General features: G+C 34.2%; 26 protein-coding genes. 15 read left to right on the forward strand and 11 right to left on the reverse strand.

The genetic code is table 11. The features are described 5' to 3' along the window. On the reverse strand, positions 1–1,452 hold the full coding sequence (locus ACODSI_RS12265) for an APC family permease (RefSeq protein ID WP_488917149.1): 1,452 nt from the start codon (positions 1,450–1,452) through the stop codon (positions 1–3). A 135-nt stretch (positions 1,453–1,587) separates the two neighbouring features. Here ACODSI_RS12265 and ACODSI_RS12270 point away from each other — a divergent pair, with 135 nt between their 5' ends. Continuing rightward, positions 1,588–3,402: a hypothetical protein gene (locus tag ACODSI_RS12270; RefSeq protein WP_488917150.1), complete on the forward strand. Its 1,815-nt coding sequence runs from the start codon at positions 1,588–1,590 to the stop codon at positions 3,400–3,402. A gap of 39 nt (positions 3,403–3,441) precedes the next feature. On the opposite strand, the gene mazG is transcribed toward ACODSI_RS12270, so the two are convergent. The 5 genes from mazG to ruvX all read right to left on the reverse strand — a co-directional run bounded on the left by mazG (position 3,442) and on the right by ruvX (position 6,727). Further along, complete coding sequence (gene mazG / locus ACODSI_RS12275) at positions 3,442–4,215, reverse strand: nucleoside triphosphate pyrophosphohydrolase (protein ID WP_488917151.1); 774 nt, start codon at positions 4,213–4,215, stop codon at positions 3,442–3,444. 83 nt (positions 4,216–4,298) lie between these two features. Beyond that, positions 4,299–4,778: a DUF5606 family protein gene (locus ACODSI_RS12280; RefSeq protein WP_488917152.1), complete on the reverse strand. Its 480-nt coding sequence runs from the start codon at positions 4,776–4,778 to the stop codon at positions 4,299–4,301. 49 nt (positions 4,779–4,827) lie between these two features. Beyond that, positions 4,828–5,415: a peptide deformylase gene (def, locus tag ACODSI_RS12285; RefSeq protein ID WP_488917153.1), complete on the reverse strand. Its 588-nt coding sequence runs from the start codon at positions 5,413–5,415 to the stop codon at positions 4,828–4,830. Positions 5,416–5,501: 86 nt separating this feature from the next. Beyond that, complete coding sequence (locus ACODSI_RS12290) at positions 5,502–6,302, reverse strand: HAD family hydrolase (protein ID WP_488917154.1); 801 nt, start codon at positions 6,300–6,302, stop codon at positions 5,502–5,504. An 8-nt stretch (positions 6,303–6,310) separates the two neighbouring features. Then, a complete protein-coding gene (ruvX, locus tag ACODSI_RS12295) occupies positions 6,311–6,727 on the reverse strand; it encodes a Holliday junction resolvase RuvX (protein WP_488917155.1) in 417 nt (138 codons plus the stop codon). A gap of 388 nt (positions 6,728–7,115) precedes the next feature. Between ruvX and ACODSI_RS12300 the strand changes: the two genes are divergently transcribed. Then, complete coding sequence (locus ACODSI_RS12300) at positions 7,116–7,931, forward strand: 2,3,4,5-tetrahydropyridine-2,6-dicarboxylate N-succinyltransferase (protein ID WP_488917156.1); 816 nt, start codon at positions 7,116–7,118, stop codon at positions 7,929–7,931. Positions 7,932–7,981: 50 nt separating this feature from the next. Here ACODSI_RS12300 and ACODSI_RS12305 read toward each other — a convergent pair whose 3' ends face one another. Continuing rightward, positions 7,982–8,737 carry a lipopolysaccharide kinase InaA family protein gene (locus ACODSI_RS12305; protein ID WP_488917157.1) on the reverse strand — a complete coding sequence of 252 codons (756 nt, stop codon included), beginning with the start codon at positions 8,735–8,737 and terminating at the stop codon, positions 7,982–7,984. Between the two features lie 63 nt (positions 8,738–8,800). On the opposite strand from ACODSI_RS12305, the gene ACODSI_RS12310 reads away from it, so the two are divergent. Next, entirely contained in the window at positions 8,801–9,865 is a 1,065-nt protein-coding gene (locus ACODSI_RS12310; RefSeq protein WP_488917158.1) for a glycosyltransferase family 9 protein, read from the forward strand. On the opposite strand, the gene ACODSI_RS12315 is transcribed toward ACODSI_RS12310, so the two are convergent. Next, positions 9,866–10,684 (reverse strand): glycosyltransferase family 2 protein, encoded by an 819-nt coding sequence (locus ACODSI_RS12315; RefSeq protein ID WP_488917159.1) that lies wholly within the window; start codon positions 10,682–10,684, stop codon positions 9,866–9,868. A gap of 54 nt (positions 10,685–10,738) precedes the next feature. Here ACODSI_RS12315 and ACODSI_RS12320 point away from each other — a divergent pair, with 54 nt between their 5' ends. Continuing rightward, positions 10,739–11,476, forward strand: a complete 738-nt coding sequence (locus ACODSI_RS12320; RefSeq protein ID WP_488917160.1) for a glycosyltransferase family 2 protein — start codon at positions 10,739–10,741, stop codon at positions 11,474–11,476. Here the strand turns inward: ACODSI_RS12320 and ACODSI_RS12325 are convergent. Continuing rightward, positions 11,468–12,193: a polysaccharide deacetylase family protein gene (locus tag ACODSI_RS12325; RefSeq protein WP_488917161.1), complete on the reverse strand. Its 726-nt coding sequence runs from the start codon at positions 12,191–12,193 to the stop codon at positions 11,468–11,470. The genes ACODSI_RS12320 and ACODSI_RS12325 overlap by 9 nt on opposite strands. A 90-nt stretch (positions 12,194–12,283) precedes the next feature. On the opposite strand from ACODSI_RS12325, the gene ACODSI_RS12330 reads away from it, so the two are divergent. From ACODSI_RS12330 to ACODSI_RS12350, 5 genes are all read left to right on the forward strand, one after another. After that, positions 12,284–13,054: a glycosyltransferase family 2 protein gene (locus tag ACODSI_RS12330; protein ID WP_488917162.1), complete on the forward strand. Its 771-nt coding sequence runs from the start codon at positions 12,284–12,286 to the stop codon at positions 13,052–13,054. 106 nt (positions 13,055–13,160) lie between these two features. Next, positions 13,161–13,931: a glycosyltransferase family 2 protein gene (locus ACODSI_RS12335; protein ID WP_488917163.1), complete on the forward strand. Its 771-nt coding sequence runs from the start codon at positions 13,161–13,163 to the stop codon at positions 13,929–13,931. Positions 13,932–13,943: 12 nt separating this feature from the next. Further along, on the forward strand, positions 13,944–14,864 hold the full coding sequence (locus tag ACODSI_RS12340) for a glycosyltransferase family 2 protein (RefSeq protein ID WP_488917164.1): 921 nt from the start codon (positions 13,944–13,946) through the stop codon (positions 14,862–14,864). A gap of 2 nt (positions 14,865–14,866) precedes the next feature. Next, entirely contained in the window at positions 14,867–16,054 is a 1,188-nt protein-coding gene (locus tag ACODSI_RS12345; RefSeq protein ID WP_488917165.1) for a glycosyltransferase, read from the forward strand. Positions 16,055–16,063: 9 nt separating this feature from the next. Further along, positions 16,064–17,311: a glycosyltransferase gene (locus tag ACODSI_RS12350; protein WP_488917166.1), complete on the forward strand. Its 1,248-nt coding sequence runs from the start codon at positions 16,064–16,066 to the stop codon at positions 17,309–17,311. Positions 17,312–17,350: 39 nt separating this feature from the next. Here the strand turns inward: ACODSI_RS12350 and ACODSI_RS12355 are convergent, their stop codons facing one another. Further along, positions 17,351–18,643, reverse strand: a complete 1,293-nt coding sequence (locus ACODSI_RS12355) for a glycosyltransferase (RefSeq protein ID WP_488917167.1) — start codon at positions 18,641–18,643, stop codon at positions 17,351–17,353. Between the two features lie 139 nt (positions 18,644–18,782). On the opposite strand from ACODSI_RS12355, the gene ACODSI_RS12360 reads away from it, so the two are divergent. The 6 genes from ACODSI_RS12360 (at position 18,783) to ACODSI_RS12385 (ending at position 23,753) form a co-directional block, all read left to right on the forward strand. After that, a complete protein-coding gene (locus tag ACODSI_RS12360; protein ID WP_488917168.1) occupies positions 18,783–19,595 on the forward strand; it encodes a class I SAM-dependent methyltransferase in 813 nt (270 codons plus the stop codon). Between the two features lies 1 nt (position 19,596). Beyond that, positions 19,597–20,166 (forward strand): L-threonylcarbamoyladenylate synthase, encoded by a 570-nt coding sequence (locus tag ACODSI_RS12365; protein ID WP_488917169.1) that lies wholly within the window; start codon positions 19,597–19,599, stop codon positions 20,164–20,166. Positions 20,167–20,195: 29 nt separating this feature from the next. Then, positions 20,196–20,384, forward strand: coding sequence for a GxxExxY protein (locus ACODSI_RS12370; RefSeq protein ID WP_488917170.1), 189 nt, complete (start codon positions 20,196–20,198; stop codon positions 20,382–20,384). A 28-nt stretch (positions 20,385–20,412) separates the two neighbouring features. Further along, the gene (locus ACODSI_RS12375; protein ID WP_488917171.1) at positions 20,413–21,840 is read left to right on the forward strand and encodes a CCA tRNA nucleotidyltransferase; all 1,428 of its coding nucleotides are present in this window, start codon (positions 20,413–20,415) and stop codon (positions 21,838–21,840) included. 76 nt (positions 21,841–21,916) lie between these two features. Next, complete coding sequence (locus tag ACODSI_RS12380; protein WP_488917172.1) at positions 21,917–22,936, forward strand: COX15/CtaA family protein; 1,020 nt, start codon at positions 21,917–21,919, stop codon at positions 22,934–22,936. Between the two features lie 46 nt (positions 22,937–22,982). Next, positions 22,983–23,753: a CDP-alcohol phosphatidyltransferase family protein gene (locus tag ACODSI_RS12385; protein WP_488917173.1), complete on the forward strand. Its 771-nt coding sequence runs from the start codon at positions 22,983–22,985 to the stop codon at positions 23,751–23,753. On the opposite strand, the gene ACODSI_RS12390 is transcribed toward ACODSI_RS12385, so the two are convergent. Beyond that, positions 23,750–24,505 (reverse strand): LytR/AlgR family response regulator transcription factor, encoded by a 756-nt coding sequence (locus ACODSI_RS12390; RefSeq protein WP_488917174.1) that lies wholly within the window; start codon positions 24,503–24,505, stop codon positions 23,750–23,752. The genes ACODSI_RS12385 and ACODSI_RS12390 overlap by 4 nt on opposite strands. Between the last annotated feature and the right edge of the window lie 24 nt (positions 24,506–24,529).

The following is a 24,529-nucleotide window of genomic DNA, read 5'->3' on the forward strand; positions in this document are numbered from 1 at the left end:
TTATACTTCTTTCTTATTTAAAAACAAGTAATATACTGGAATTCCCAACCCTACAATCGCTAATCCTAAACCGGTGCTAGTCGTTTGATATATCAATAGCGCGATACAAATTAAAGTCGTAACAACAATATACAGTATTGGAATTATTGGATATCCAAAAGCTTTGTAAGGGCGTTCAGCATTCGGTTCTTTTTTTCTTAAAATAAAAATTCCGTAAATCGTTAGTATGTAAAAGAGCAACGATGCAAAGGTAGCATAGGTCAACAAGTCGCCATATCGTCCGGAAATACACAATATACAAGCCCAGATACACTGGTACCACAACGCTTTAGCTGGAACATCATTGGCATTCAATTCACCAGCTTGTTTAAAAAACAACGCATCTTTTGCCATGGCATAAAACAAGCGACCACCAGATAAAATCAAGCCACTATTACACCCAAAAGTAGATACCATAATTAAACCCGCCATCACAAAAACACCAATGTTTCCCATGATCATATTAGCAGCTGCCGCTCCTACTCTATTCTGACTCGCAAACATGATTCCGTGTTGCGTTACCGAACCGTCAGGCGTTCCGTGCAATGGCAGTAACGCTAGGTAAGCCACATTAGCCAATATATAAATCACAGTTACTATTAATGTTCCTAAAAACAAACTTCTTGGAATGTTCTTTTTGGGATCTTTAATTTCGGCTGCAATAAACGTCACATTATTCCATGCATCGCTCGAGAACAACGAATTGATTATAGTAGATCCAATAGCACCTGCCAAAGCTATTCCAGATATTTTAGTCACAGTAGCGGTTTTAGTTGCTTCATCATAAACGGTTTGACTTGCTTCCCATGTATTGGTAAAATTGTTGTGAAACGTATCGGTATGAAATCCGATGTACAATCCAAAAATAATCAAGGTAAAAAGTGCCAGCAACTTAGCCGAAGTAAAAACGAGTTGAATTACTTTCCCATTTTTAACACCTTTGGTATTAATGTAAGTTAGCAAAACAATACTAAACATCGCTAAAACTTGACTGTTGGTAAACGAAAAACTGTCTCCAACTGTAAAAATTTTATGTTCTAAAACTGGAAAAAATACTGCGGCATAATTCGCGAAAGTCACCGCAACGGCTGCAATCACTCCGGTTTGTATTACGGTAAAAACCGTCCACCCGTATAAAAACGAAACCAGTTTTCCATAAGCACGTTGGATGTATACATATTGTCCGCCAGCCGTAGGCATCATGCCTGCCAATTCGCCATAACTCAAGGCTGCCGACATGGTTAATAATCCTGTAAGCAACCAGGTTACTAAAATCCAAGCTGCCGAACCTAAATCACGTGCCATGAAAACGGTTACCACAAAAATCCCGGAACCTATCATTGAACCTGCAACCAAACTTGTGGCATCAATCAATCCTAAAGAGCGTTTCAATTCGTGTTTTGCTTCCGACATATGTGTTTTTTGAAAAGTTTATTCATTCCAAATATACATTTTTTTAATAGAAATTTCATAGGTATGATAATTATCAGTTTTTAAACTCGACAGGTTTCCAATATTTGTAAATTATATAAACTATATCTACAATCTATGAATACGAATCAACCCGTTCATACTTTTCACATTCCCGTTATGGGATTGGCATATACCATCGACAGCCCAATTCGAGTAGCACACTATGGAATATCCTCTGTTATTTCCATAATTGACGACGAACTAATTGAGAAAATACATTCGTTTTACAGTAAAAAACTTCACTTGAATTACGAAGGTATATCCACTAAAATTCACGATTATCGTGCCGAAAGAATTACCGCTTACCTCAATATGGTAGACGATGTTGTGAAACAAAAATTTGAAGCTTTCAAACAAGAATTGACCGAAAGCAAAGAAGCCTTGGATCATTACATTGCAATGCTTCCTAACAAATCGGAATTAAAAAAAGGATTACAGCAATTAATTGAAGGTGGTATTGAATTCAAAGATACTATGAAAAACTACCTTGAAACTCATTTAAGTCCTGGAAATATTGATGTCAATATCATGACAAAAGTCGATAAGGATAATTTCATCAAAAATGACCCATTGCCCGTAACTTTTAACGATGCTCATGCTTCATTACGCGGATTTGCTAATAGTAAGTTATCTTCGGCTGTGGTACTTTCGGCAGGAATGAATCCGAGATTGTACAGTTATTTTGAACATTTTAAAGATTTTTTTCCCGATAGTAATGGTGATTTAAAAAAGAAAATCATTCTGAAAGTAAGCGATTTTCGTTCGGCGATGATTCAAGGGAATTTTTTAGCAAAAAAAGGACTTTGGGTATCAGAATACCGCATCGAATCGGGATTGAATTGCGGCGGACATGCCTTTGCCACGGATGGTTATTTACTCGGCCCGATTATGGAGGAATTTAAGGAAAAGAAGGCACAATTAATCCAATCGGCACACGAATTAATGGTAAAAGCCTTAGCACAAAAAGAAATGCCAACACCCGAAAAGCCATTAGAACTAAAAATCACCGTTCAAGGTGGTGTTGGAACGGCCGAAGAACATGAGTTTCTTTTAGAGTATTATCAAGTGGATGCTGTGGGTTGGGGTTCGCCATTTTTATTAGTTCCAGAAGCTACTTCGGTAGATGTAGCTACTCGAAATTTATTAGCAAAATCGAAAGAAGACGATTTTTACATCAGTCAGATATCGCCTCTAGGAGTGCCTTTCAATACAGTAAAAGGCACAACCAACGAAACTTTAAAAATAAATCGAATTGCACAAAATAAAGCCGGAAGTTCGTGTCCAAAGAAATTATTAGCGTTAAGCAAAGAGTTTTCCGAACAAGGAATATGCACCGCTTCTAGAAAATACCAAGATATTAAATTGGAAGAATTAGAGGCTATCAAAAACCAATTATCCGCCGCAGAATTTGATAAAAAGAAGACCAAAATCACCCATAAATCCTGTCTGTGTGTGGGTTTAGCCAATGCCTCTTATTTAGAAAATGATATTAAAATAAAAGGCGAAGCACAAGGCGTAGTTATTTGTCCGGGTCCCAACTTGGCATACTTCGATAAAGAAGTTACGCTTTTCGATATGGTACAACACATTTATGGAAATACGAGTGTTTTGGGTAAAAATAACCGACCGAATATGTTCATTAACGAATTGAAAATGTATGTCGATTATTTGAAAAATGAGGTAGAAGAAGTTTCAAATGAAATCTCATCGGCTCAAATCAAGAAGTTGCAATCGTTTAAAAATAATTTGTTGCATGGAATTGCGTATTATGTGATGCTATTTACGGAGACCAAATTCTTTAAAACTGATTTTGTGAAAATTCAAAACCAATTGCACGAATACAAAAATATAATTTTAAACATAGAAATCCCACAGTTGGAAATCGCCTAAAAAAAAAACGGCTTGAAATGTACTTCAAGCCGTTTTTAATTATAATTTCTTTGCTTCTTCCCAGAAAATATCCATCTCAGCCAAAGTCATATCCATCAATGGTTTTCCGAGTTCGCCTGCTTTACTTTCCAGGTATTGAAAACGCTTGATGAATTTCTTGTTGGTGCGTTCTAAAGCATCTTCAGGATTGACTTTCAAAAATCGAGCATAATTGATCATGGAGAACAATACATCGCCAAATTCGGCTTCTATTTTATCTTGATTTCCAGCCGCTACTTCAACTTGAAGTTCTTGTAATTCTTCTTGTACTTTATCCCAAACTTGATGCGGTTCTTCCCAATCAAATCCGACTCCTTTTACTTTATCTTGAATGCGACTGGCTTTCACTAGTGCGGGTAATCCTTTGGGAACGCCTTCTAAAACCGATTTCTTTCCTTCTTTTAGTTTGAGTTTTTCCCAATTTTGTTTGACCTCCTCTTCATCGGCAACCACTACATCGCCATAAATATGTGGATGACGGTGAATGAGCTTGTCGCAAATTTCGTTACACACATCAGCCATATCAAAATCGTTGGTTTCACTTCCTATTTTGGCATAAAAAACAATGTGCAACAACAAATCTCCCAGTTCTTTTTTGATTTCTTGCAAATCGTTGTTTAAAATAGCATCGCCTAATTCGTAGGTTTCTTCAATGGTTAAATGCCGTAAACTTTCTAAAGTTTGCTTTTTATCCCAAGGACATTTTTCACGCAAATCCTCCATAATGTCTAGTAATCTGCTAAAAGCGTCGAGTTGTTGTGATCTGGTATTCATTTTTATATAGATTTATCGTAAAAATAAAAAATCCTACCACTCGAATGGAGCAATAGGATTGTATTTTGTTAGAAAGTAATTAACTATTCTTTTTTGGCCGCTTTTTTAGGAGCTTTCTTTTCTTTCACTTCTTCAACTACTTGTTCTTTAACGGCTTCAGCATTCTCGATTTTTGGTTCTTCTTTGGAAACCAAACCTTTAGCTTGCAACATGTTGTACCAATTCAACACTTTTTTAATGTCGGATGGATACACTCTATCTTCGTCATAATCGGGCACAATTTCAGTAAAATAAGCTATCAATTTAGCATTATCTTCTTTGTGAGAAATAGCAGGACCTTCGTTTTCTTTTACAGCAATGGCACGCATGATTTCGACCAATGGCTTTTCTTCGCTGTGGGTATACATCGAAATTTCAGATAACAAACTCACGTTGCTTCTCATTCCAACTGTGATTTTTTTTCCGTCTAGTAATGACTCTGCAACGAAACCAGAACGGGTTTGAACTTTCAATTCAAATAAACCTGGTTTTCCTGAGATGGCTAATATTTTTTCTACATTCATTTTCTAAAAATTATTTTAAGCGGTGGCAAATATATTTTAATTGTTGTAATTATCGTCCTTTTTTATTGCAAAATCTCATCTTATAATCGGGTCTGGCTTTACCGTCCATGATATTTTGCAATTTCTTTTTGATTAACGTACGTTTTAACGTAGAAATCAAATCGGTAAATAAAATTCCTTCAATATGATCGTATTCATGCTGTATTACTCTGGCAATCAAACCATCATAAACTTCAGTCTTTTTGATAAAATTCTCATCAAAGTATTCAATCGTAATCTTCTCATGGCGATACACATCTTCACGAACATCAGGAATACTCAAACAACCTTCGTTAAAACCCCATTCTTCACCTTCTTCTTTAATCATTTTGGCGTTGATAAACGTTTTCTTAAAGCCTTTCAATTGCTCTTGTTCTTCTTTCGACAAATCTTCGCTGTCGCTAAAAGGTTCGGTATCGATTACGAAAAGACGAATCGCCAAACCTATTTGAGGTGCCGCCAATCCCACACCATAAGCATTGTACATGGTGTCGTACATATTGCCAATGATTTCATTTAGATTAGGATAATCGGCAGAAATTTCTTCGCCTACTTTTCTCAAAACCGGGTCGCCGTAGCCAACTATTGGTACTATCATTATAAAATTCTAATTTTTAAATTTCATGTTTAGTTTGAAACTTTTGACAAAAGTAACAAAAAAAGGCATTTATTTGGGCGTGTTAACTATAATTTAGATATAATTACTTGCGAAATCACATCGGTAACACCTCCGTTATTGTTGTCAAATTGGGTGGTGAAATTCGATATTTTAATAATTTCGGGATGCGCATTTTTCATAGCATAGCTGTACTTTGCAGTTTGCATCATTTCATAATCGTTGAGAAAATCGCCAAAAACCATAGTCTCCTCTGCAGTGATATTCCACATCGATTGGATGTTTTTTACAGCGACGCCTTTGTTGGCATTAAACCCAGTAATATCGAGCCAAACCATTCCTGAAATGGCAATTTTATACTCATTTTCAAACGATTTGAAATGCAAATAACTATTGGTTGGAACGTGATTAAAATCGCACAAAGTTACTTTCAAAATGGCATCGGATACTTGCGTCAAATCGGTTACAATTTCCAATCTCGAATAATATTTTCGAGCTTCCGATAAGAACTTTTCATCGGTATTTTCGACGTAAGCGGCATTTTTTCCACACAAAATAACAAAAGCGTCTTTAACCGTTCTTCCAATTTTAACAAACGTGTTCGCCTCTTCTCTCATCAGCGGATTTGCAAATAATTCGGCTCCCTTATAATAAGCAAAATTGCCATTTTCGGCCAAAAAAACTATTCGATCTTTACTCTTGTCAAATACTTCAATAATATTGTAAAACTGCCTACCAGTTGCGATGGCTAAAACGATATTGTGGTCAAATAATTGCTGTTCAATTTCCCAAAAATTAGGAGGCAAATTATGATTGGAGTCGAGTAAGGTTCCGTCTAAATCGGTTACTATTAACTTGATATTGCTCATGTTTTATTTTAAATCATCTTTCTAGTCAAATAATCTTGAAGCATTATCGTTGCTGCAATTTCATCAACTAAACCTTTATTTTGGCGCTGTTTCTTATTCAATCCACTATCAATCATGGTTTGAAATGCCATTTTAGAAGTGAAACGCTCGTCTGAACGTTCGAGTTTCATTTCAGGAAACTCTAATTTGAATTTTGTGACAAACTTTTCAATGATTTCAGCACTTTCTGATGGTTGACCGTTCATTTGTTTGGGCTCACCAATCAATACCTTACCTACATTTTCTTTAGCAAAATAGTCTTTCAAAAAAGCGATAGCAGTTTCTGAAGGAATGGTAGTCAAACCCGAAGCTATGATTTGCAATTCATCGGTAATCGCAATTCCAGTGCGTTTTATTCCGTAGTCGATGGCTAAAATTCTTGACATTTGTTGTATTTTTTACAAAGATAGTATTTCAAATAGTACTTTTTAAATTATTATTTTTGGAGAAACATTCGACAAATTAAGGCAACCTTAATTTAATATTAATCAAAACTTAAATTTTTGTATATCAATTGATACTACTTTTGAAACAAGAATAAAATCAATTAAATGATGTCACTTTAGACATTTCATTTTTGATAAATTCTTCTCAAAATTTGTCACTAAAGAACGTTAACTCCTTAATCTGGGAAACGTCTTAAAAATAGTTTTTGTTTGATTTGATTTAGTTTTTTCAAATGAGTGTGTTTTTTTAAGCACACTCTTTTTTTATTATCAAACATCTTTTTCTATTACACAAAATGACATTATCTTTGCTACAAATCAAATTATCATGAACAATTTACAATCAACTATAGAAGCAGCTTGGAACAACCGAGAATTATTAAAAGAAGAAACCACAATCAATGCGATTAAAGAAGTAATTTATGCTTTAGATTCGGGTACATTGCGCGTTGCAGAACCAACCGAATCGGGTTGGCAGGTTAACGAATGGGTAAAGAAAGCAGTGGTGATGTATTTCCCTATTCAAAAAATGGAAACCCATGAAGTAGGGATTTTTGAATACCACGACAAAATGTTGTTGAAAACGGGATATGCCGAAAAAGGAATTCGTGTGGTTCCGCCAGCCGTTGCTCGCTATGGCGCTTACATTTCTAAAGGTGTTATTTTGATGCCGAGTTATGTAAATATCGGAGCGTATGTTGATGAAGGAACTATGGTTGATACATGGGCTACTGTGGGAAGTTGTGCACAAATTGGTAAAAACGTTCACCTTTCGGGCGGTGTTGGTATTGGTGGCGTTCTAGAACCTTTGCAAGCAGCACCTGTAGTGATTGAAGACGGTGCGTTTATTGGTTCACGTTGCATTGTAGTTGAAGGTGTTCGTGTTGAAAAAGAAGCCGTTCTAGGTGCCAATGTATGTTTAACTGCTTCCACCAAAATTATTGATGTAACGGGAAATGAACCTGTTGAATATAAAGGCTTTGTTCCAGCGCGTTCGGTTGTAATTCCGGGAAGTTATACTAAGAAATTTGCTGCAGGCGATTATCAAGTGCCGTGTGCATTAATCATTGGCAAAAGAAAACCGTCAACTGATTTAAAAACATCTTTGAACGATGCTTTGAGAGAATATGACGTAGCAGTTTAATGTTACTCACAAACCAAAAAATAAAAATCCGGAAGTTATTTCGGATTTTTTTATTTCCCGATTTTCCGTTTTAAGAACTTTTTTCGAGCCGTTTTTCGCTTAAACTGTTGTGTTTTTTGCATTAAAATAGCTTGCAGTTTAGCTTCGGGTTGTTGACTCAATTGGGCATATTTCTTAGCAACAATTTGAACCATTAATTTTGATAACCACATTTTTTTGAAATTATCCATACGTTTTTCAATAGATAAATTTTCAAATCGCATTCGGTTTAAATCGATTAAATAAAACTTGTAACGACCATTTCCTTCGTTTACAATAAGGGTATTTCCTGGCGAATGATCGAGGAAATTAATTTTAGCCTCATGCATCTTAAAAGTAAATTCGGTAAATTGTTCCAGAATAGTATGACGTTCTGGAAATTGCGGATTGTGAATCAACTCCCGAATGGTAAAATCGTAATTAATCTGTTCGCAGATGTAATAACTATTGCCCAACAATCCGAAAGCATTTCGCTCTTCTACAAAAGCAATTGGAAAAGGCGTTGGAATACTGTGCTCTGCTAGATAATTAGCATAATCAAACGACCGTTTGGCTTTGGTACTTCTGAAAAAAGAATAAATAATTGATTTTATAAAGCCTGGCTTCTGAAAAAACTTAATATTGACTTTTTCGTTACCTAATACATTTGATTTTATAATGTTGCGAGATCCTTTTACAATTAAATCACCTTCTCCAAAAAAAGTTGTAACTAACTGAAGTATAGACGTTTCTTGATTTTTATATTTTGGATGAATAGTGATTCGCACAATATTTTATATTATTTGGGTTAAAAGTATAAAAAATAGTACTTTGCACCAACAATTAGTTTTATGAAGAAAATTTTAATCATACAAAACAAACGAATTGGCGATGTGCTGATTAGTTCGGTTATTGCCAACAATTACAAAGCAAAATATCCTGATAGTGAAGTGCATCTGATGGCATACGACTTCACGCATGGCGTTATTCAGAACAATCCAAATATTAATAAAATTATTTCCATCAACGAAAAAGAACTTAAGAAATTTAAAAATTTAATTAAAACCATAAATTTAGTTCGGAACGAAAAATACGATGTCATTTTTGATCCGTATTCTAAATTGCAAAGTCGATTGATTTGTAAATTTGGTGGGGCACTACAAACTGTAGGACATAAAAGCAGAAAGAAGATTGGAAATTTGGGCTACTACACGCATCCTGTTGGTATTTTAGAATCGAAAAGTCATATTTGCGGAAAAGCCATTGAAGATCGAATTCACCTCTTAAAACAAGTAGATACTTTTGAAACTATCGACTATGAGCCGAAGATTTTCTTGACTAAAGAAGAAGAACAATTTAAGGTTCCAGAGCGGTATCAAGACAAAAAAATAATCATGCTTGGAGTTTTGGGAAGTACGCCTCAAAAATCAATGCCTTATGAATATATTGCTCAAATTATAGACCATATTGCTAATACTTTTGACTGTTACATGTTATTCAATTATGCGCCCAATCAAAAAGTAGAAGCCGATAAAATCTATGCCTTATGTCAAAATAAATCCAATATTATTTTGGATGTTTACGCACCAAGCATTCGCGATTTTGCAGTTTTGATGAACCAATGTGCCGTTTTAGTTTCCAATGAAGGTGGCACCGTTCATATCGCCAAAGCCATTAACAAACCTACTTTTACCCTATTTTCACCTTATGTGAACAAAGACGATTGGAGTAGTTTTGAAGATGGAACATTCCACAAATCAGTGCATTTATTAGACTTTTTACCGAATGCTATTTCGGAATTATCTTATGAACAAAACAAAGAAATTGAGAAAAATCCGCTTGAAATGTATTTGAAATTAACGCCCGAAATGATCATCCCTGAATTGGATAGTTTCTTAAAAGAACATTTGAAATAATTACTTTTTTTCAATACCAAAATCGGCCCAAGTGCGTTTTTGAAGTTTGGTTTCCCTGCGGATGCTTTGATTTCTTTCAATCATTTCGGGTTTTACATAACCACGCGTATGATCTAAATGAATGCAAACTGTAGAATACCTGATTTGTTTGGCTTGAATACCTAAATTAATAAGTCGCTCACCAAATTCACGATCTTCACCACCATACTGCATGCGTTCATCAAAACCATTTACGGCTAAAAAATCGGATTTCCAACCCGAAGAATTATGACCATTCCAACTAGGATTTGTTGGTGTAGTGTAATTTAAAAGCCAACTTTTTAAACCGTTTGTAATTAATTTATTGTTCTTGAACGATTGCTTAATTCCGTTTTTTTTGAGCCATTCTAAATCAAATGACTTTCCCGAATAAATATCTTCTTTGGTAATTTGTTCTGATAAATTCATCGGCAATTTGTAATATCCACCCGATAAAAAATAGCCTTCCTCACGGTGTTTTATGTGTTGTTCTACGAAGTCTTCACGCGGAATACAATCGCCATCGGTCATTAAAATGTAATCGGTATTAGTGGCAAGAATGGCTTTATTGAGAATAATAGTCTTTTGAAAACCATTATCTTCATGCCACACATGTATAATTGGGTAAAAAACTTCTTGTTGAATTTCTTCAATGCATTTTTGGGTGCGTTCATCCGAACCATCATCGGCAATCACAACTTCAAAATTTCTATACGTTTGAGTATTATATCCATAGAGTACTTTTTTCAACCATTCGGGCGAATTGTAAGTACTTATAATAACTGAAATATCTTTCTTCATTGCGTTGCAAAGATAAAATATTTTTTCTATGTTTGAACTCTACAAGTTTACCCTATGCAAACCATTACAGTTATCATACCTACTTATAACGAAGAAAATTACATTCAAGATTGTTTGCGTTCGGCTTCTTTTGCTAATCAACTCATTATCATCGACTCATACAGTAGTGATAAGACTTTAAAGATTATTGAAAATTTTAATTGCGAAGTAATTCAACGTAAATTTGACAATTTTTCCAATCAAAAAAATGAGGCAATTAAACTTGCAAAAAGCGATTGGATTTTATTTTTAGACGCTGACGAACGTGTTACTGAAAAATTGAAATTTGAAATCTTGGAAACCATTAATAATCCGAAGCACAATGCTTACAAGATTAAGTTTCCACATTTCTACATGAATCGCTTTTTATACCATACCGAAAACAAAGTGGTTCGTTTGGTAAAAAATAAGGACATTCATTTTGAAGGTGAAGTGCATGAAAAACTATTGCATCCAGGAACTGTCGGTTTGTTAAAAAACTTCATGATTCATTACACCTACAAAGGGTTGTTTCATTACATTAAAAAGAAAGATTCCTATGCTTGGTTTCAAGCCAAAATGGCCAAGGATAAAAACAAAACGGCTAATTATTTTAACTTGGTTTTCAAGCCTTTTTACCGTTTTTTTCACACCTACATTATTCGAAAAGGCTTCCTTGATGGCGTTCCCGGATTAGCGGTAGCCACTATTGATGCTTACGGCGTTTTTTCAAGATATGTCAAAATGATTTTGATTGATCGCGGTCTAAAATAAACGCAGTTTTCCTACTCGAAGTTTCCATTTAAACATGAGCAAACTATCGTCTCCTTTGATGTCGATTCGTTGTATTTCATATTTGTTTTTGAAAGGAAAACGATTTACCCTATTCCCTATTCTAAAAGCCATTTGAATATTATTCTTTTCCAAAAGTTGAAAAAATATTTCTTTTTGAATCCCTTTTTTCGGATAATTTCCATACGGATAGGCCAACGCTGGAAAAACTTTCAGATTATTTTGGGCAATCAATTCGAAACTTTTATCCAAATCTTCTTGAATTTCAGAAGCTGTTAACGTGGCGTATTTTCTGTGAAAAAATGAATGATGTCCCAATTCAATCACATCAGCATCTAATGTTTTCAACTGGGCTATAGTCATTATTTTTTCACCTGTGGCATCAGTTCCTTGGTTCCACAAATCGGATTGTCCTAGGTACGAAAACGGCACAAAAAAAGTAGCTTTTAAATGGTATTTTTTCAATAATGGAAGCGCATACAACAATTGATTTTCGGTAACATCATCAAACGTAATAATTAAACTTTTTTGAGGTAATTGAGTCTTATTATAAATTTCAGAAACAAAATAGGAAGTATATCCTTTTTCACTAATATATTTCAGTTGTTCTTCCAATTTAGCAACCGAAATTGTTAACCCAACACTTTTAGCATCGCTTGTAGATACGTTGTGATACATCAGAATTGGCAGTTTTAACATACTTTATAATTGTTTAAGTTAAGGTTAACTTTTGCTTGGGAAAATCAGGATTGTAAAAGTAATACTTTCGCTCAAAGTACGATAATTTCTATGATACAAAATAATAAATATCCGAAAATAACGGCATTGGCTATCACGTTAAACGAAGAAGAAAACGTGAAAAGATATGTGGATAGTTTGTCTTTTGCAGATGAAATTATTTTTATCGATTCGCAAAGTGATGATCAAACCGTAACTATTGCAGAACAACTTGGAGTTAAAGTCATTCAACGTAAATTTGATAATTTTTCCAGCCAACGTAACTTTGCTATTGAACAGGCAAGTAATGATTGGATTGTGTTTTTTGATTTGGATGAAATGATTTCAAAAGAGATTGCTACAGAAATCATCAGCACCGTTTCAAATCCTCAAGAAATGGTGGCTTTTTTTGTAAAACGCAATTTTTTTCTGTTCAATAAACATTTAAAACACGGTGGATTTCAAAACGACAAAGCCGTTCGTTTGTTTCATAAAAGATATTGCACTTACAACGGAAATTTGGTTCATGAAGAAATTCAAACCGAAGGCAAAATAGGAACTTTAGAACATTCTATCGATCATTACAGTTATAAAAATTTCGAGCATTATTGCAACAAATTGAACTTTTACAGCAAGCTACAGGCCACCAAACTCTACCGAAATAAGAAACGTCCTAACGCCTATCATTTTATCATAAAACCCTCATATCGGTTTGCTTGGCAATATTTTTATCGATTGGGATTACTGGATGGAAAAGAAGGATTTTTATCGGCTCGTATCAATTCTTTTTTTGTATTCAAAAGGTATTTAGAACTTTGGATGCTGCACAATAAATTAGAATAATTACATGGTTTGTTAGTAGGAATTTAGACAACTCCAACTCTTTGCTCATTTCTAAAATGGTATTTCGGTAAAAATAGTATATTTGTCTTCTATTTCATCTAACTCTATGTCTGAAAATAACGGAATCCCAAAAATTACTGCCTTAGCCATTACTTTTAACGAAGAAGAAAACGTAAAAAGATATGTTGAAAGCTTATCTTTTGCTGATGAAATTATTTTTGTAGACTCACAAAGTACTGACAAAACGGTTGCAATTGCTTTAGAAATGGGCGTTACCGTGATTGAACGCAAATTTACCAATTTCTCTGAACAACGAAATTATGCCATCCATCAGGCAAAAAACGATTGGATTATTTTTTTCGATTTGGACGAAATCATTACCAAAGATTTAGAAAAAGAAATCAAAAATACCATCAAAAAACCCAACTCTAAAGTGGCTTTTTTTGTCAAAAGAAACTTCTTTTTTATGGGCAAAAAAATGAAATTCGGAGGTTGGCAAAACGATAAAGCCATCCGACTTTTCAATAAAAACTTCTGCGAATACAACGGAAACTTAGTACATGAAGAAGTAAAAGCTAATGGTTCTATTGGCGTTTTAAAGAATGGATTAAACCATTACAGTTATAAAAATTTTGATAATTATAACGATAAACTCAATTTATACAGCAAGTTACAAGCCGAAAACCTATACAACAAAAAAATAAGACCTAGTGCTTATCACCTTATTTTCCGACCCATGTATCGTTTTTTGTGGCAATATGTTTTTCGTTTGGGAGCCTTTGATGGCAAAGAAGGTTTTATTCTAGCGTATGTGCATTCTTTTTCGGTATTTAAAAGGTATTTGCAACTTTGGATGATGTATAGAAAAATTGACTAACAAAAAATTCGAATGTTTGATATAGCCGCTATAATTATTAATTACAATTCGAGTAAACTGACTCAAGAATGCGTTGACAGCATTATTGAAAAAACTCCCTCTACTCTAAACTTCCAAATTGTGGTAGTGGACAATGCTTCTGAAAAAGAGGATTATTTGTCGTTAAAACAATTTTGTGACACACATCCTTTTAAAAACCTACAACTGGTTAGAAGTAAAATAAATACAGGGTTTGGAGGCGGAAATATGACCGGATTTCACTTTTCAAATGCACAATATGTAGCTTTTGTAAACAATGATACGCTATTTCTAAATGATTGTTTTTCTATTCTAAAAGCGGCCATTGAAAAAGACAGTTCTATTGCTGTCGTTGGTGGTCAATCGTTTTCTGAAACTGGAAAACGCATGATGGCTTTTGATCATTTTGCATCGATTAGCAAAGAATTATTTGGCCGTGATTTTCTAGAAAAAATTAATCCAAAAAAATATCCAAAACGCAAATTAGAATACACTTCGCCAGTAAAAGTAAACTATGTTCAAGGCAGCTTTATGCTGGTTAGAACTTCCTATTTTAATGAAGTTGGCGGATTTGATACCAACATCTTCTTGTATTATGAAGAAACCGATTTGTGCAAACGTTTGGAAAAAATAGGAAAATCAAGTTACTTAATTCCAGATGCCAAATACGTGCATTATCATGGAGCGAGTACTCCACAAAGTATTGCGATTAAAACGGAACTCAAAATCTCATTATTATACATCATTAGAAAACATTACGGCTATTTAAGCTTTTGGTTTTTACTGAATTATTTACGAATCAACTATATTTTCAGTACGCTATTCAAACCAAAATACGGGTATTTATTAAAAGTACTTTTGGCTGGTGCACCGCTTTCTAAATCGTTGAAAGTAACTCAGAAAATTAGAGAATAACTATGGGATTATTTAAGAAAATAAAACTTTATTTTGAAAAGAAAGCGTTGATTAAAAATCAATTGGATCACTCTATTCCTAATTTTGAAAATTACAACCCATCCCAAAAAACCATAGTTTTTGTTAATGGTGGCATGCCAACCCACGATAAAGATTCGGGTTCCAATCGCTTGAAAGAAATTATCATCGCCTACAAAGAACTTGGTTTTAATTGCATTATTTGTACCGAAAACGCTTATCGAACCGATCGTTACATTCAATATTATGCCGATTTAGGAATTATGGTATATGTAGAAACCAATCAATTTAGAGATTATTTTGACTTTCTAAAAACCATTCCTAAAGTAGATTATGTGTGGTATTACAGTCCGAATACCTTAAAAGACAACCTGAAAAAAATATCTAAAATACTACCCAATTCAAAATCTATTTTTGACATGGTAGACATTCACTTTTTGAGATACCAACGTGCAATTGAGCTTGATCCAACTCGCATTTCACTCCGAAAAAGATATAAGAAATATTTTGAAATTGAAACCAAACTGGCGCAACAGGTAGATTATATTATTGCTATTTCTGATGTTGAAAAAGAAATTATGAAAGCCTATGTTGCTCCCGAAAAACTCATCACCATTTCCAACATTCACTATCCGAAAATAAAAAAAGAAGCCACATTATCCTTTGAAGAAAGAGCCGACTTACTTTTTATAGGATCAACACATACACCCAATATTGATGCCTTATATTATCTTTATAACGACATTATGCCGTTAGTTTGGGAAAAATTACCCAATGTAAAAGTGAATGTTATTGGCAATGTAAACGAGAAAATTTCGGATATAAATGACCCTAAATTTATTTTTCAAGGATATGTGCCGTCTATTGAATCGTTTTTTATCAGTAACAAAATCATGATTGCTCCACTGCGCTATGGTGCTGGTGTGAAAGGAAAAATTGGACAAGCTTTCGAATATTATTTGCCGTTGGTTACTTCAACAATCGGTGCCGAAGGAATGAAGTTAATCGACCGAAAAAATGCCTTAATTGATGACACTAAAGAAGGATTTGCTGCCGCAATAATCGAACTGTATACCAACAAAGAATTGTGGTTGGAATTACAAAATAATTCGGAACAAAGTTTGGAACCGTTTTCCATTCAAAATTTAAAAAACAGTATCAATTCTTTTTAAAATAAAACGATGGGAATTAATTATCATGGATTTTTTAAAGACATTTCAGGCATCGCGGAAGCATCACGATTGAATGCTTTAGCGCTTCAAAGTGCCGGTGTGGCCATTTCGTTTCACAATTATTATGCAGAACGTCGTGGCATAAGAAAAGACGAAGAACTGCACGAATTCAATACGTTAGAAACCAATTACGATATCAATTTATTTCAAATAAACCTCAATGCGTTGACTAATTTTTTTGAAGTAAATTCGAATGACATTTTAAAAGACAAATACAACATTGCCTACTGGGCTTGGGAATTCAAAGAAATTCCGGATGAAATTTTACCTTTCTTGGCTATTTTTGACGAAATTTGGGTTCCGAGTAATTTTTGTGTAGAAGCGTTTGCCAACGTAGCTGCTATTCCTGTGATACGCTTCTTACACCCTATTCATTCCAATACCACCAATTTATTTTCAAAAGAAGCATTAGGTATTCCGAACGATTCCTTCAACTTTTTAACCATTTTTGATTCGATTAGTACCACGGAACGAAAAAATCCTTTTGGCGCTATTGAAGCGTTTCAAAAAGCTTTTCCTTCCGATAATTCAGCCGTAAAACTCATCATCAAAACCTTCAATTTAGAACGCAATGAAGCGTTGATGAAACAACTAAACGAATCCATTTCGAAATTTGAAAACATCATTTTAATTAATGAAAATTACGATAAATCGAAAATGGAATCGCTTTTACAAAACAGTGATGCGCTTATTTCGTTGCACCGTTCTGAAGGCTTCGGACTCACCATGGCAGAAGCGATGAGTTATGGAAAACCTGTGGTTGGAACTGGTTATTCGGGAAACATTGATTATATGAACCTCAACAATAGCTTTTTAGTGCCATATGATTTCACCGAATTGAAAGACGATTGTGGCATACTTAAAAAAGGGTTTGTGATGGCTGAACCCGATGTAAACCAAGCTGCAGAATTGCTTAAATCAATTGTTTCTAATACCGATAATGCCACAAAAATTGGATTACGAGCTCAAAAAGACATTCAAACCAATTTATCAATTCACACCATTGGAAGTCAGATGAAAATTCGTTTGGATGTAATTGCCAAAAATTTCATTGGTTCGGCAGAAAGTAAAGAAAATAACGAATATAAAAATGCTTTGTTAGAAAACTCCGTTCTAAAAGAACGAGTGAAATATTTAGAAAATACGATTTATGCTAAAATCAGAAAAAAAATAAATAAGTTCTTCAAGAAGAAATAAAAAAAAGGATTGTAAGTAACAATCCTTTTTAATTTGGTATTACTCATACTGTTTTTTAAAACGATCTTTTTTGCGTTGTTCGTTGCGTTTTCTCAGCATCATTTTAAAATTGATAATCATCATAATAAATTTACTTTTTTTGATGATTCGCAGTTCCTCTCGAAGTTTTTCGTTTTCTATTTGTTGTTCAATATCAACTTGTTTGCCACTTGAACTTACTTTATTTTGAAGAATAAATTCTGCTCTATTTTTAATTAAAGAACCTATACTTTTAAACGAGAAATTGTTTCGAATAGTCACATTTCCTTTAACAGCAATTAAAGCTACTGCTGCTTTATTTTCAAAAACATACTTCATTAATGAAGCTGCATGATCTACATCGGGTTCCGACCAAATGGTATTTTTGTCGTAATTAATTCGGTTTTCGCCAGCTGTTGTCTTTTCGTAATTAACTAAAAAACTATTCTGAAAATCCATGAACTCCATATTGCCCGAATAACCGGTGGCAATAACAGGCTTATTCAAGCACATAGCTTCTGCCATCGTTAATCCGAAGCCTTCCGAACGGTGTAAGGACACATAACAATCACAGCCGTTCATGATGTGGTTTAATGAATTCTTATCAAAAATTTTCTCTACAATTTTAATATTTTGATACGCTCCAATGGCAGCAATAAGCTCCTCCTTTTCGGTAGCAAATTTTTTAGCCGAAGAGGTTTTGATTGTTAAAGCTACTTGTTGGTTGTCTTTGTCAAACGCTTTTTGAAAGGCTTTAATCAAATTTAAAGTGTTCTTTCGTTCTAACGTACTATTGTAGTCAAAGATGAATAAGAAATTGAATTGCGATGTCTCATAAAAATGCAAAGCATCAACATCGGTAGTGGGCTGCAAATGAATTTCAACTGGATGCGGAATATTGATAACTGGCACTTTTGAAATGCGAGAAAGGGTTTCTTGACAAAACTTAGACGGCACCCAAATCTCATCAAAATGGCTGATGTTTTTGATGTATTCCTCTGGGATATATTCCGATTCCCATGCTACATATAGAATATTGTATTTTCCTTTTAAACCGCTAGCAATTTCGTCTAGCATAAAATTTCCAACTTCAGAAGGAGAAATTTGAATCAAATTAATAGGATACGGAAACTCTTTAGAAAAATTGGTAAAAGTTGTATCTTCATTTCGATGTACGGTAATGGCTTCATAATTCACTAAAGAAACAGGCAAACCCACTTCTTGAGCTGCCTTTATATTCAATCGTGCTGCTTCACCAATTCCGAACTCACCTTTGATATATCCAATGATATTGATTCCAAGTGTATCTGACATATAAGCTAGTTTTGAGTGCATTTCATTTCATCAAGCTAAATTTTCTGTATTATTTTAAATACATTTGCATTTCGTTTGATATTTATGTTGGCACAAATATAAATATTTAAACCCAACCTAAAACTGATAAAATAGCATCATGAATTGTAAAATTTGCAACAGCCCATCCGAAAAAATCTTTGAGAAAGTCGTTTTACAAAAATACAACACCGGATATTATAAATGTACCTCTTGTGATTTCGTTCAAACGGATGAGCCAACTTGGTTAGCCGAAGCCTACGACAGTGCCATTACCTCTTTGGATATTGGTTTATTATACCGAAACAATGTACTTACCGAAGATGTTTCTAAAATGATTGATTGCTGTTTTCCAGAAGCAAAAATAATGTTGGATTTTGCTGGTGGATACGGAAATTTCGTGCGATTAATGAGAGATATCGGGTATAATTTTTACCGTCAAGATACCTATTGTGAAAATCTTTTTGCCAAGCATTTTGACATTACCGATATTAAAGAAACCAAATTTGATGTGGTTACAGGATTTGAAGTTTTAGAACATTTACAACATCCTTTAGAAGAAATTGAAGCTATTTTTAAGTATTCTGAAAATGCCATTTTTTCTACGGATTTGATTCCGAATACCAACGAAGAAATTGAAAATTGGATCTACATTGCGCAAGAAACCGGACAACACATCGCTTTTTATTCGCCTAAAGCCATGCAAATCATAGCGGCTAAATTTGGTAAAAACTATTATTGCAAAGACAATCACTTGCATATTTTTACGCCAAAAACATTTGACAAAGAGCAAATTAACTTTGCGATCAAAGGAATCACGCGAAAAAGATATTTGTTTGGTTTGATTAAAAAAAGAATCAAAAAATATAGAATTAGAAGAGAATCACTTCAAGAAAAAGATTATTTATTTTTGAAAAAAATGCTAAACTCATAACATGAGCGATATTAATACCGAAGTACACAACGCCTACGAAGTTATAAAAAACGGCGGAATCATTCTATATCCAACTGATACCGTTTGGGGAATTGGCTGTGATGCCAGCAATGCCGAGGCAGTTGCAAAAATTTATGCTTTAAAACAACGCGACGATTCTAAAAGCATGATTGTGTTAATGAATGGTGAAAAGATGATGTACAATGTGTTCAAAGAAATTCCGGATGTCGCATGGGAAATTTGGGATTTATCTGAAAAACCAACCACATTAATATTAGACAATCCTAGAAATGTAGCCAAAAACATAGTTGCCGAAGACAATACGCTTGGAGTTCGTTTGGTTAAAGAACCTTTTTGCTTCAAATTAATGGAACGCATGAAACGACCATTAGTTTCTACTTCTGCTAATATTTCGGGTATGTTTTCACCAAAAACTTTTAAAGAAATTAGCCCCGAAATTATTAAAGGTGTTGACTATGTAGTAAATTTGCAGCACGATAAAGTTTGTAAAAATCCGTCAACGATTATCAAACTTTCATTGGATAATCAGGTTAAGATTATACGAAAATAAAAAAATACAAGCCACGAATGCACTAATATATGCCAGATATAATACACAAAAATGAAAGTTATAAACTATTAGGGATTTTAGAGGTAAAATCATGTAGTTCTATTTCTGATTCGCACATTGCGCAAGCAATGAATTATTTAAAAGTATCTGGAAATAGATTGGCTATCATAGTAAATTTCAATAATGATTCATTAGAATATAGAAGAATAATTATATAGTAACGTCCCAATAAAAATCCGTGAATTCGTGGCCAAAAACGATTACATAAAAGCACTTCAAAATCCCATTTTTAAAATAATAGCGCAAGCCAGCCAAGAAAATAACGTTGAAAGTTATGTCATTGGCGGATTTGTTCGCGATTATTTACTGCAACGCGATTTTAAAAAAGACATCGACATTGTCGCTATTGGTTCGGGAATTGATTTGGCCTTAAAAGTTTCGCAATTACTTCCCAACAAACCCAAGGTTCAAATTTTTAAAACCTACGGAACAGCAATGTTGCGTTACAAAGAAATTGATATCGAATTTGTAGGTGCTCGAAAAGAATCCTACACACACGATAGCCGCAATCCAATAGTGGAAAACGGCACTTTAAAAGACGATCAAGACCGTCGTGATTTTACCATTAATGCGATGGCTTTTTCTTTGAATGAGAAAAATTATGGTGCTTTAGTGGATCCTTTTAACGGATTGACCGATTTGGAAAACAAAATCATCAAAACACCATTAAGTCCCGACATTACCTATTCGGATGATCCTTTGCGAATGATGCGCGCGATTCGATTTGCAACGCAATTGAATTTTGAGATTGAAACTGAATCATTATCGGCAATCAAACGCAATAAAGAACGGATTAACATTATTTCTGGCGAACGAATTGTAGATGAATTAAACAAAATTCTATCCACAGATAAACCATCGATTGGCTTTTTACATTTATACAAAACCGGACTTTTAGACATTATTCTACCCGAATTAACGGCCTTAAATAATGTCGAAGAGATTGAAGGTCATACCCACAAAAATAATTTTTATCATACCCTAGAAGTGGTGGATAATATTTGCCCGAATACGGATGATGTTTGGTTGCGATGGGCAGCATTATTGCACGATATTGGAAAAGCACCCACCAAAAAATTCAGTAAAAAACAAGGATGGACGTTTCACGGTCATGAGTTTTTAGGCGGAAAAATGGCAAAGAAAATCTTTCAGAGATTGCACATGCCGTTGAACAACAAGTTGAAATTTGTTCAGAAAATGGTTACTATGAGTTCTCGTCCTATTGTCCTGGCACAAGATATTGTAACCGATTCGGCAGTGCGCCGATTGGTATTTGATGCAGGTGAAGATGTAGACGATTTAATGACGTTATGTGAAGCTGATATTACGACTAAAAACCCAGCAAAATTCAAAAAATACCACAACAATTTTGATATTGTTCGAAAGAAGATTGTGGAAGTGGAAGAACGCGATCATGTACGTCAATTTCAACCACCTATATCGGGTGAAGAAATTATGGAATTATTCAATTTAAAGCCTTCCAGAGAAATTGGCATTTTAAAAGAAGCCGTAAAAGAAGCTATTTTAGAAGGTGATATTCCAAATGAGTATCAAGCGGCATATGATTTTGTTTTGAAACGTGCCGCAAAATTAGGATTGGAAAAAGTAAACTAAAATTAAGCAACAGATTAACTTTTGTTCAACTTAAAGTTAATTTTTGATGCGTAATTTTGTAACCTATTTTATAAAAATGAAGAAGGATAAATCGGTCATTTATTGGCTACTTTCAGGTTGTTTTTTAGTATTTGTAATGGTTGTTGTAGGTGGAATTACGCGCCTAACTGGTTCTGGATTGTCCATGACCGATTGGCATTTGGTAACCGATACATTTCCGCCGCTAACGGAAGCCGCTTGGCAACAAGCTTTTGAGGCATACAAACAATTTCCAGAATACAAGTTGATAAATATTCACAATAATTTTCAACTTTCTGATTACAAGTTTATTTACTTTTGGGAGTGGTTTCACCGATTTATAGGTCGCATTCTTGGATTTGTATTCCTTATTCCTTTTATTTATTTCTTAGTTAAAAAAAGACTTGATATCGAAACCATAAAAAAATGTGGAATTCTTCTTGGAATGGGAGCTTTTCAAGGTTTTTTAGGATGGTTTATGGTGGCAAGTGGACTGAAAGACATGCCCGATGTAAGCCACTTTAGATTGGCATTGCACTTAACTTTTGCCTTTATAACCTTTGCTTACACGCTTTGGGTTGCGTTAGATTTGATTTACCCTAACCAATCAGAAGTTATATTTCCGTTGCGAAAACTTGCACGAATTACGTTGTTTTTCATCATTATACAAATCATTTATGGTGGATTTGTTGCCGGCTTAGACGCTGGTTTTATTCACAACCATTGGCCAATGATGAGCGACGGACAATTCTTTCATGATAGTATCGTTTTAGAAAAAGATTCCTGGTTAACACGATTTACAGAAGGTAAAAGTGGCGTTCAGTTTGTACACAGAACTATGGCTTATGTCGTGGTTGGATTGATTTTATTATTATTCTTCAGAAGTAAAAAATACACCCTTTCTAAAGAACAAAAAAATGGGTTGAATGCCTTATTAATTGTAGTATTTATACAATTTACATTGGGTGTTTTAACCTTGTTAAACCATGTTCCTTTGTGGTTGGGCGTAACGCATCAAGCGGTTGCTTTCTTTTTACTAGCAGCGATAACCTACACAACACATCGTTTTACCAAATAAATTTTGCCGACTATATTGTCACATTTCGTTTGATTACTAACATTTAATGTCAAAACTTACTGCTCAGGACAAATTTCTTGACCTATCCGATTACGGAAGACCTTTTGGAAAACTTCTTGCTAATCAACTTAAAAACACCCGATTTACTCCAGTCCATGTTACTCTTTTATTCGGAATTTCGGGTTTAGTTGCCATGTACTGCATACTCCACCATCAGTATCTTTTTGCTGGTTTTTTCATCGTTTTGAAATCGGCTATCGATGCGGCAGATGGCGAATTAGCACGATTGAAAAATACACCTTCCTATTTTGGTCGGTATTTAGATAGTGTATTTGATATCGTCTTGAATTTTCTACTTTTAATGGCTATTTGTTATGTTTCCGAAACTACGTTTTGGTTTACCCTTTTAGCCTTTATTGGCATTCAATTGCAAGGCACATTGTACAATTATTATTATGTGATTTTGAGAAATAAATCGGTGGGTGGTGATACCACAAGTAAAGTTTTTGAATACAAGACGCCAAAAGCATTGCCGGGCGAAAGTCAGCGATCAGTAACTATTTTATTTGCCATTTATACGATTGTGTATGGCGGCTTTGACAAAATTATTCATGCACTTGACGCCAATGCTTACAAAGTAAAAACGTTTCCAAATTGGTTTATGACGCTACTTTCGTTGTACGGATTAGGATTTCAGTTATTGATAATAGCTCTGATGCTGCCTTTGGGTTGGATTGAGTTCATTGTTCCTTTTTTCATTGCTTATACGCTATTATTATTTGCTTTTATTGGCATTCGAAAGCAATGTATACCTTAACCCAACCATTCCTTAAAATCGGTTACTTTTTCTCTGCTTACAATTACGTCATCATCTTTGTAGGTTGGTAAAATCACTTTAAGTCGTGAATTACTGTAGAGTTGAATTTCTCTTATGGCTTTCATTGGAATGATGAACTTTCTAGAAACGCGATAAAACTCTTTAGGATTTAACTCATTTTCCAATTGTTCTAAAGTAGTATCCAAAAGATAATCACGACCATCAAAAGTGTGGAGATAGGTTCCTTTATTTTCACTGAAAAAACACTCTACTTCATCTATGTTAACCATCTTAAGTTGTTGTCCCATTTTTATGGTAAACCGCTTTTTAAACTCTCTATCGATCGGATTTACTAGCATTTTCTTTATCATTTCAAAATCCAATGATAAATTAGAAATGGTTGCATTTCTAGCCTTAAATTTGTTTACCGCCATTTCCAAATCCTCTTCATCGATGGGTTTCAACAAATAATCAATACTGTTTAATTTGAAAGCGCGCAACGCATATTCATCATAAGCAGTAGTAAAAATCACAGCACTTTTTATAGCAATAGTTTCAAAAATTTCAAACGACAAGCCATCCGATAATTGAATGTCTAAAAAGATCAAATCGGGATGCGGATTGCTTTGAAACCAAGTAATCGATTCTTCTACCGAATGCAACATTTGATTGACTTGCAAGCCTAATTTTTCAACTTTTCGTTGTAAAAGTCGTGCTGCTGGTTTTTCGTCTTCTATGATGATGATGTTCATTTGAAAAAGTTAAGTGGCTAGTAA

This window comes from Flavobacterium sp. FG139 (assembly GCF_057809695.1).

What these genes read in the sequence shown, in the direction of transcription:
- ACODSI_RS12280 (WP_488917152.1), bottom strand. Translation starts at nt 4,778, where the DNA reads ATGAATGTAGAAAAAATATTAGCCATCTCAGGAAAACCAGGTTTATTT.
- ACODSI_RS12385 (WP_488917173.1), top strand. Translation starts at nt 22,983, where the DNA reads ATGTCAAAACTTACTGCTCAGGACAAATTTCTTGACCTATCCGATTAC.
- ACODSI_RS12360 (WP_488917168.1), top strand. Translation starts at nt 18,783, where the DNA reads ATGAATTGTAAAATTTGCAACAGCCCATCCGAAAAAATCTTTGAGAAA.
- ACODSI_RS12265 (WP_488917149.1), bottom strand. Translation starts at nt 1,452, where the DNA reads ATGTCGGAAGCAAAACACGAATTGAAACGCTCTTTAGGATTGATTGAT.
- ACODSI_RS12335 (WP_488917163.1), top strand. Translation starts at nt 13,161, where the DNA reads ATGTCTGAAAATAACGGAATCCCAAAAATTACTGCCTTAGCCATTACT.
- ACODSI_RS12345 (WP_488917165.1), top strand. Translation starts at nt 14,867, where the DNA reads ATGGGATTATTTAAGAAAATAAAACTTTATTTTGAAAAGAAAGCGTTG.
- ACODSI_RS12380 (WP_488917172.1), top strand. Translation starts at nt 21,917, where the DNA reads ATGAAGAAGGATAAATCGGTCATTTATTGGCTACTTTCAGGTTGTTTT.
- ACODSI_RS12315 (WP_488917159.1), bottom strand. Translation starts at nt 10,684, where the DNA reads ATGAAGAAAGATATTTCAGTTATTATAAGTACTTACAATTCGCCCGAA.
- def (WP_488917153.1), bottom strand. Translation starts at nt 5,415, where the DNA reads ATGATAGTACCAATAGTTGGCTACGGCGACCCGGTTTTGAGAAAAGTA.
- ACODSI_RS12390 (WP_488917174.1), bottom strand. Translation starts at nt 24,505, where the DNA reads ATGAACATCATCATCATAGAAGACGAAAAACCAGCAGCACGACTTTTA.
- ACODSI_RS12365 (WP_488917169.1), top strand. Translation starts at nt 19,597, where the DNA reads ATGAGCGATATTAATACCGAAGTACACAACGCCTACGAAGTTATAAAA.
- ACODSI_RS12325 (WP_488917161.1), bottom strand. Translation starts at nt 12,193, where the DNA reads ATGTTAAAACTGCCAATTCTGATGTATCACAACGTATCTACAAGCGAT.
- ruvX (WP_488917155.1), bottom strand. Translation starts at nt 6,727, where the DNA reads ATGTCAAGAATTTTAGCCATCGACTACGGAATAAAACGCACTGGAATT.
- ACODSI_RS12350 (WP_488917166.1), top strand. Translation starts at nt 16,064, where the DNA reads ATGGGAATTAATTATCATGGATTTTTTAAAGACATTTCAGGCATCGCG.
- ACODSI_RS12340 (WP_488917164.1), top strand. Translation starts at nt 13,944, where the DNA reads ATGTTTGATATAGCCGCTATAATTATTAATTACAATTCGAGTAAACTG.
- mazG (WP_488917151.1), bottom strand. Translation starts at nt 4,215, where the DNA reads ATGAATACCAGATCACAACAACTCGACGCTTTTAGCAGATTACTAGAC.
- ACODSI_RS12300 (WP_488917156.1), top strand. Translation starts at nt 7,116, where the DNA reads ATGAACAATTTACAATCAACTATAGAAGCAGCTTGGAACAACCGAGAA.
- ACODSI_RS12355 (WP_488917167.1), bottom strand. Translation starts at nt 18,643, where the DNA reads ATGTCAGATACACTTGGAATCAATATCATTGGATATATCAAAGGTGAG.
- ACODSI_RS12290 (WP_488917154.1), bottom strand. Translation starts at nt 6,302, where the DNA reads ATGAGCAATATCAAGTTAATAGTAACCGATTTAGACGGAACCTTACTC.
- ACODSI_RS12310 (WP_488917158.1), top strand. Translation starts at nt 8,801, where the DNA reads ATGAAGAAAATTTTAATCATACAAAACAAACGAATTGGCGATGTGCTG.
- ACODSI_RS12320 (WP_488917160.1), top strand. Translation starts at nt 10,739, where the DNA reads ATGCAAACCATTACAGTTATCATACCTACTTATAACGAAGAAAATTAC.
- ACODSI_RS12270 (WP_488917150.1), top strand. Translation starts at nt 1,588, where the DNA reads ATGAATACGAATCAACCCGTTCATACTTTTCACATTCCCGTTATGGGA.
- ACODSI_RS12330 (WP_488917162.1), top strand. Translation starts at nt 12,284, where the DNA reads ATGATACAAAATAATAAATATCCGAAAATAACGGCATTGGCTATCACG.
- ACODSI_RS12370 (WP_488917170.1), top strand. Translation starts at nt 20,196, where the DNA reads ATGCCAGATATAATACACAAAAATGAAAGTTATAAACTATTAGGGATT.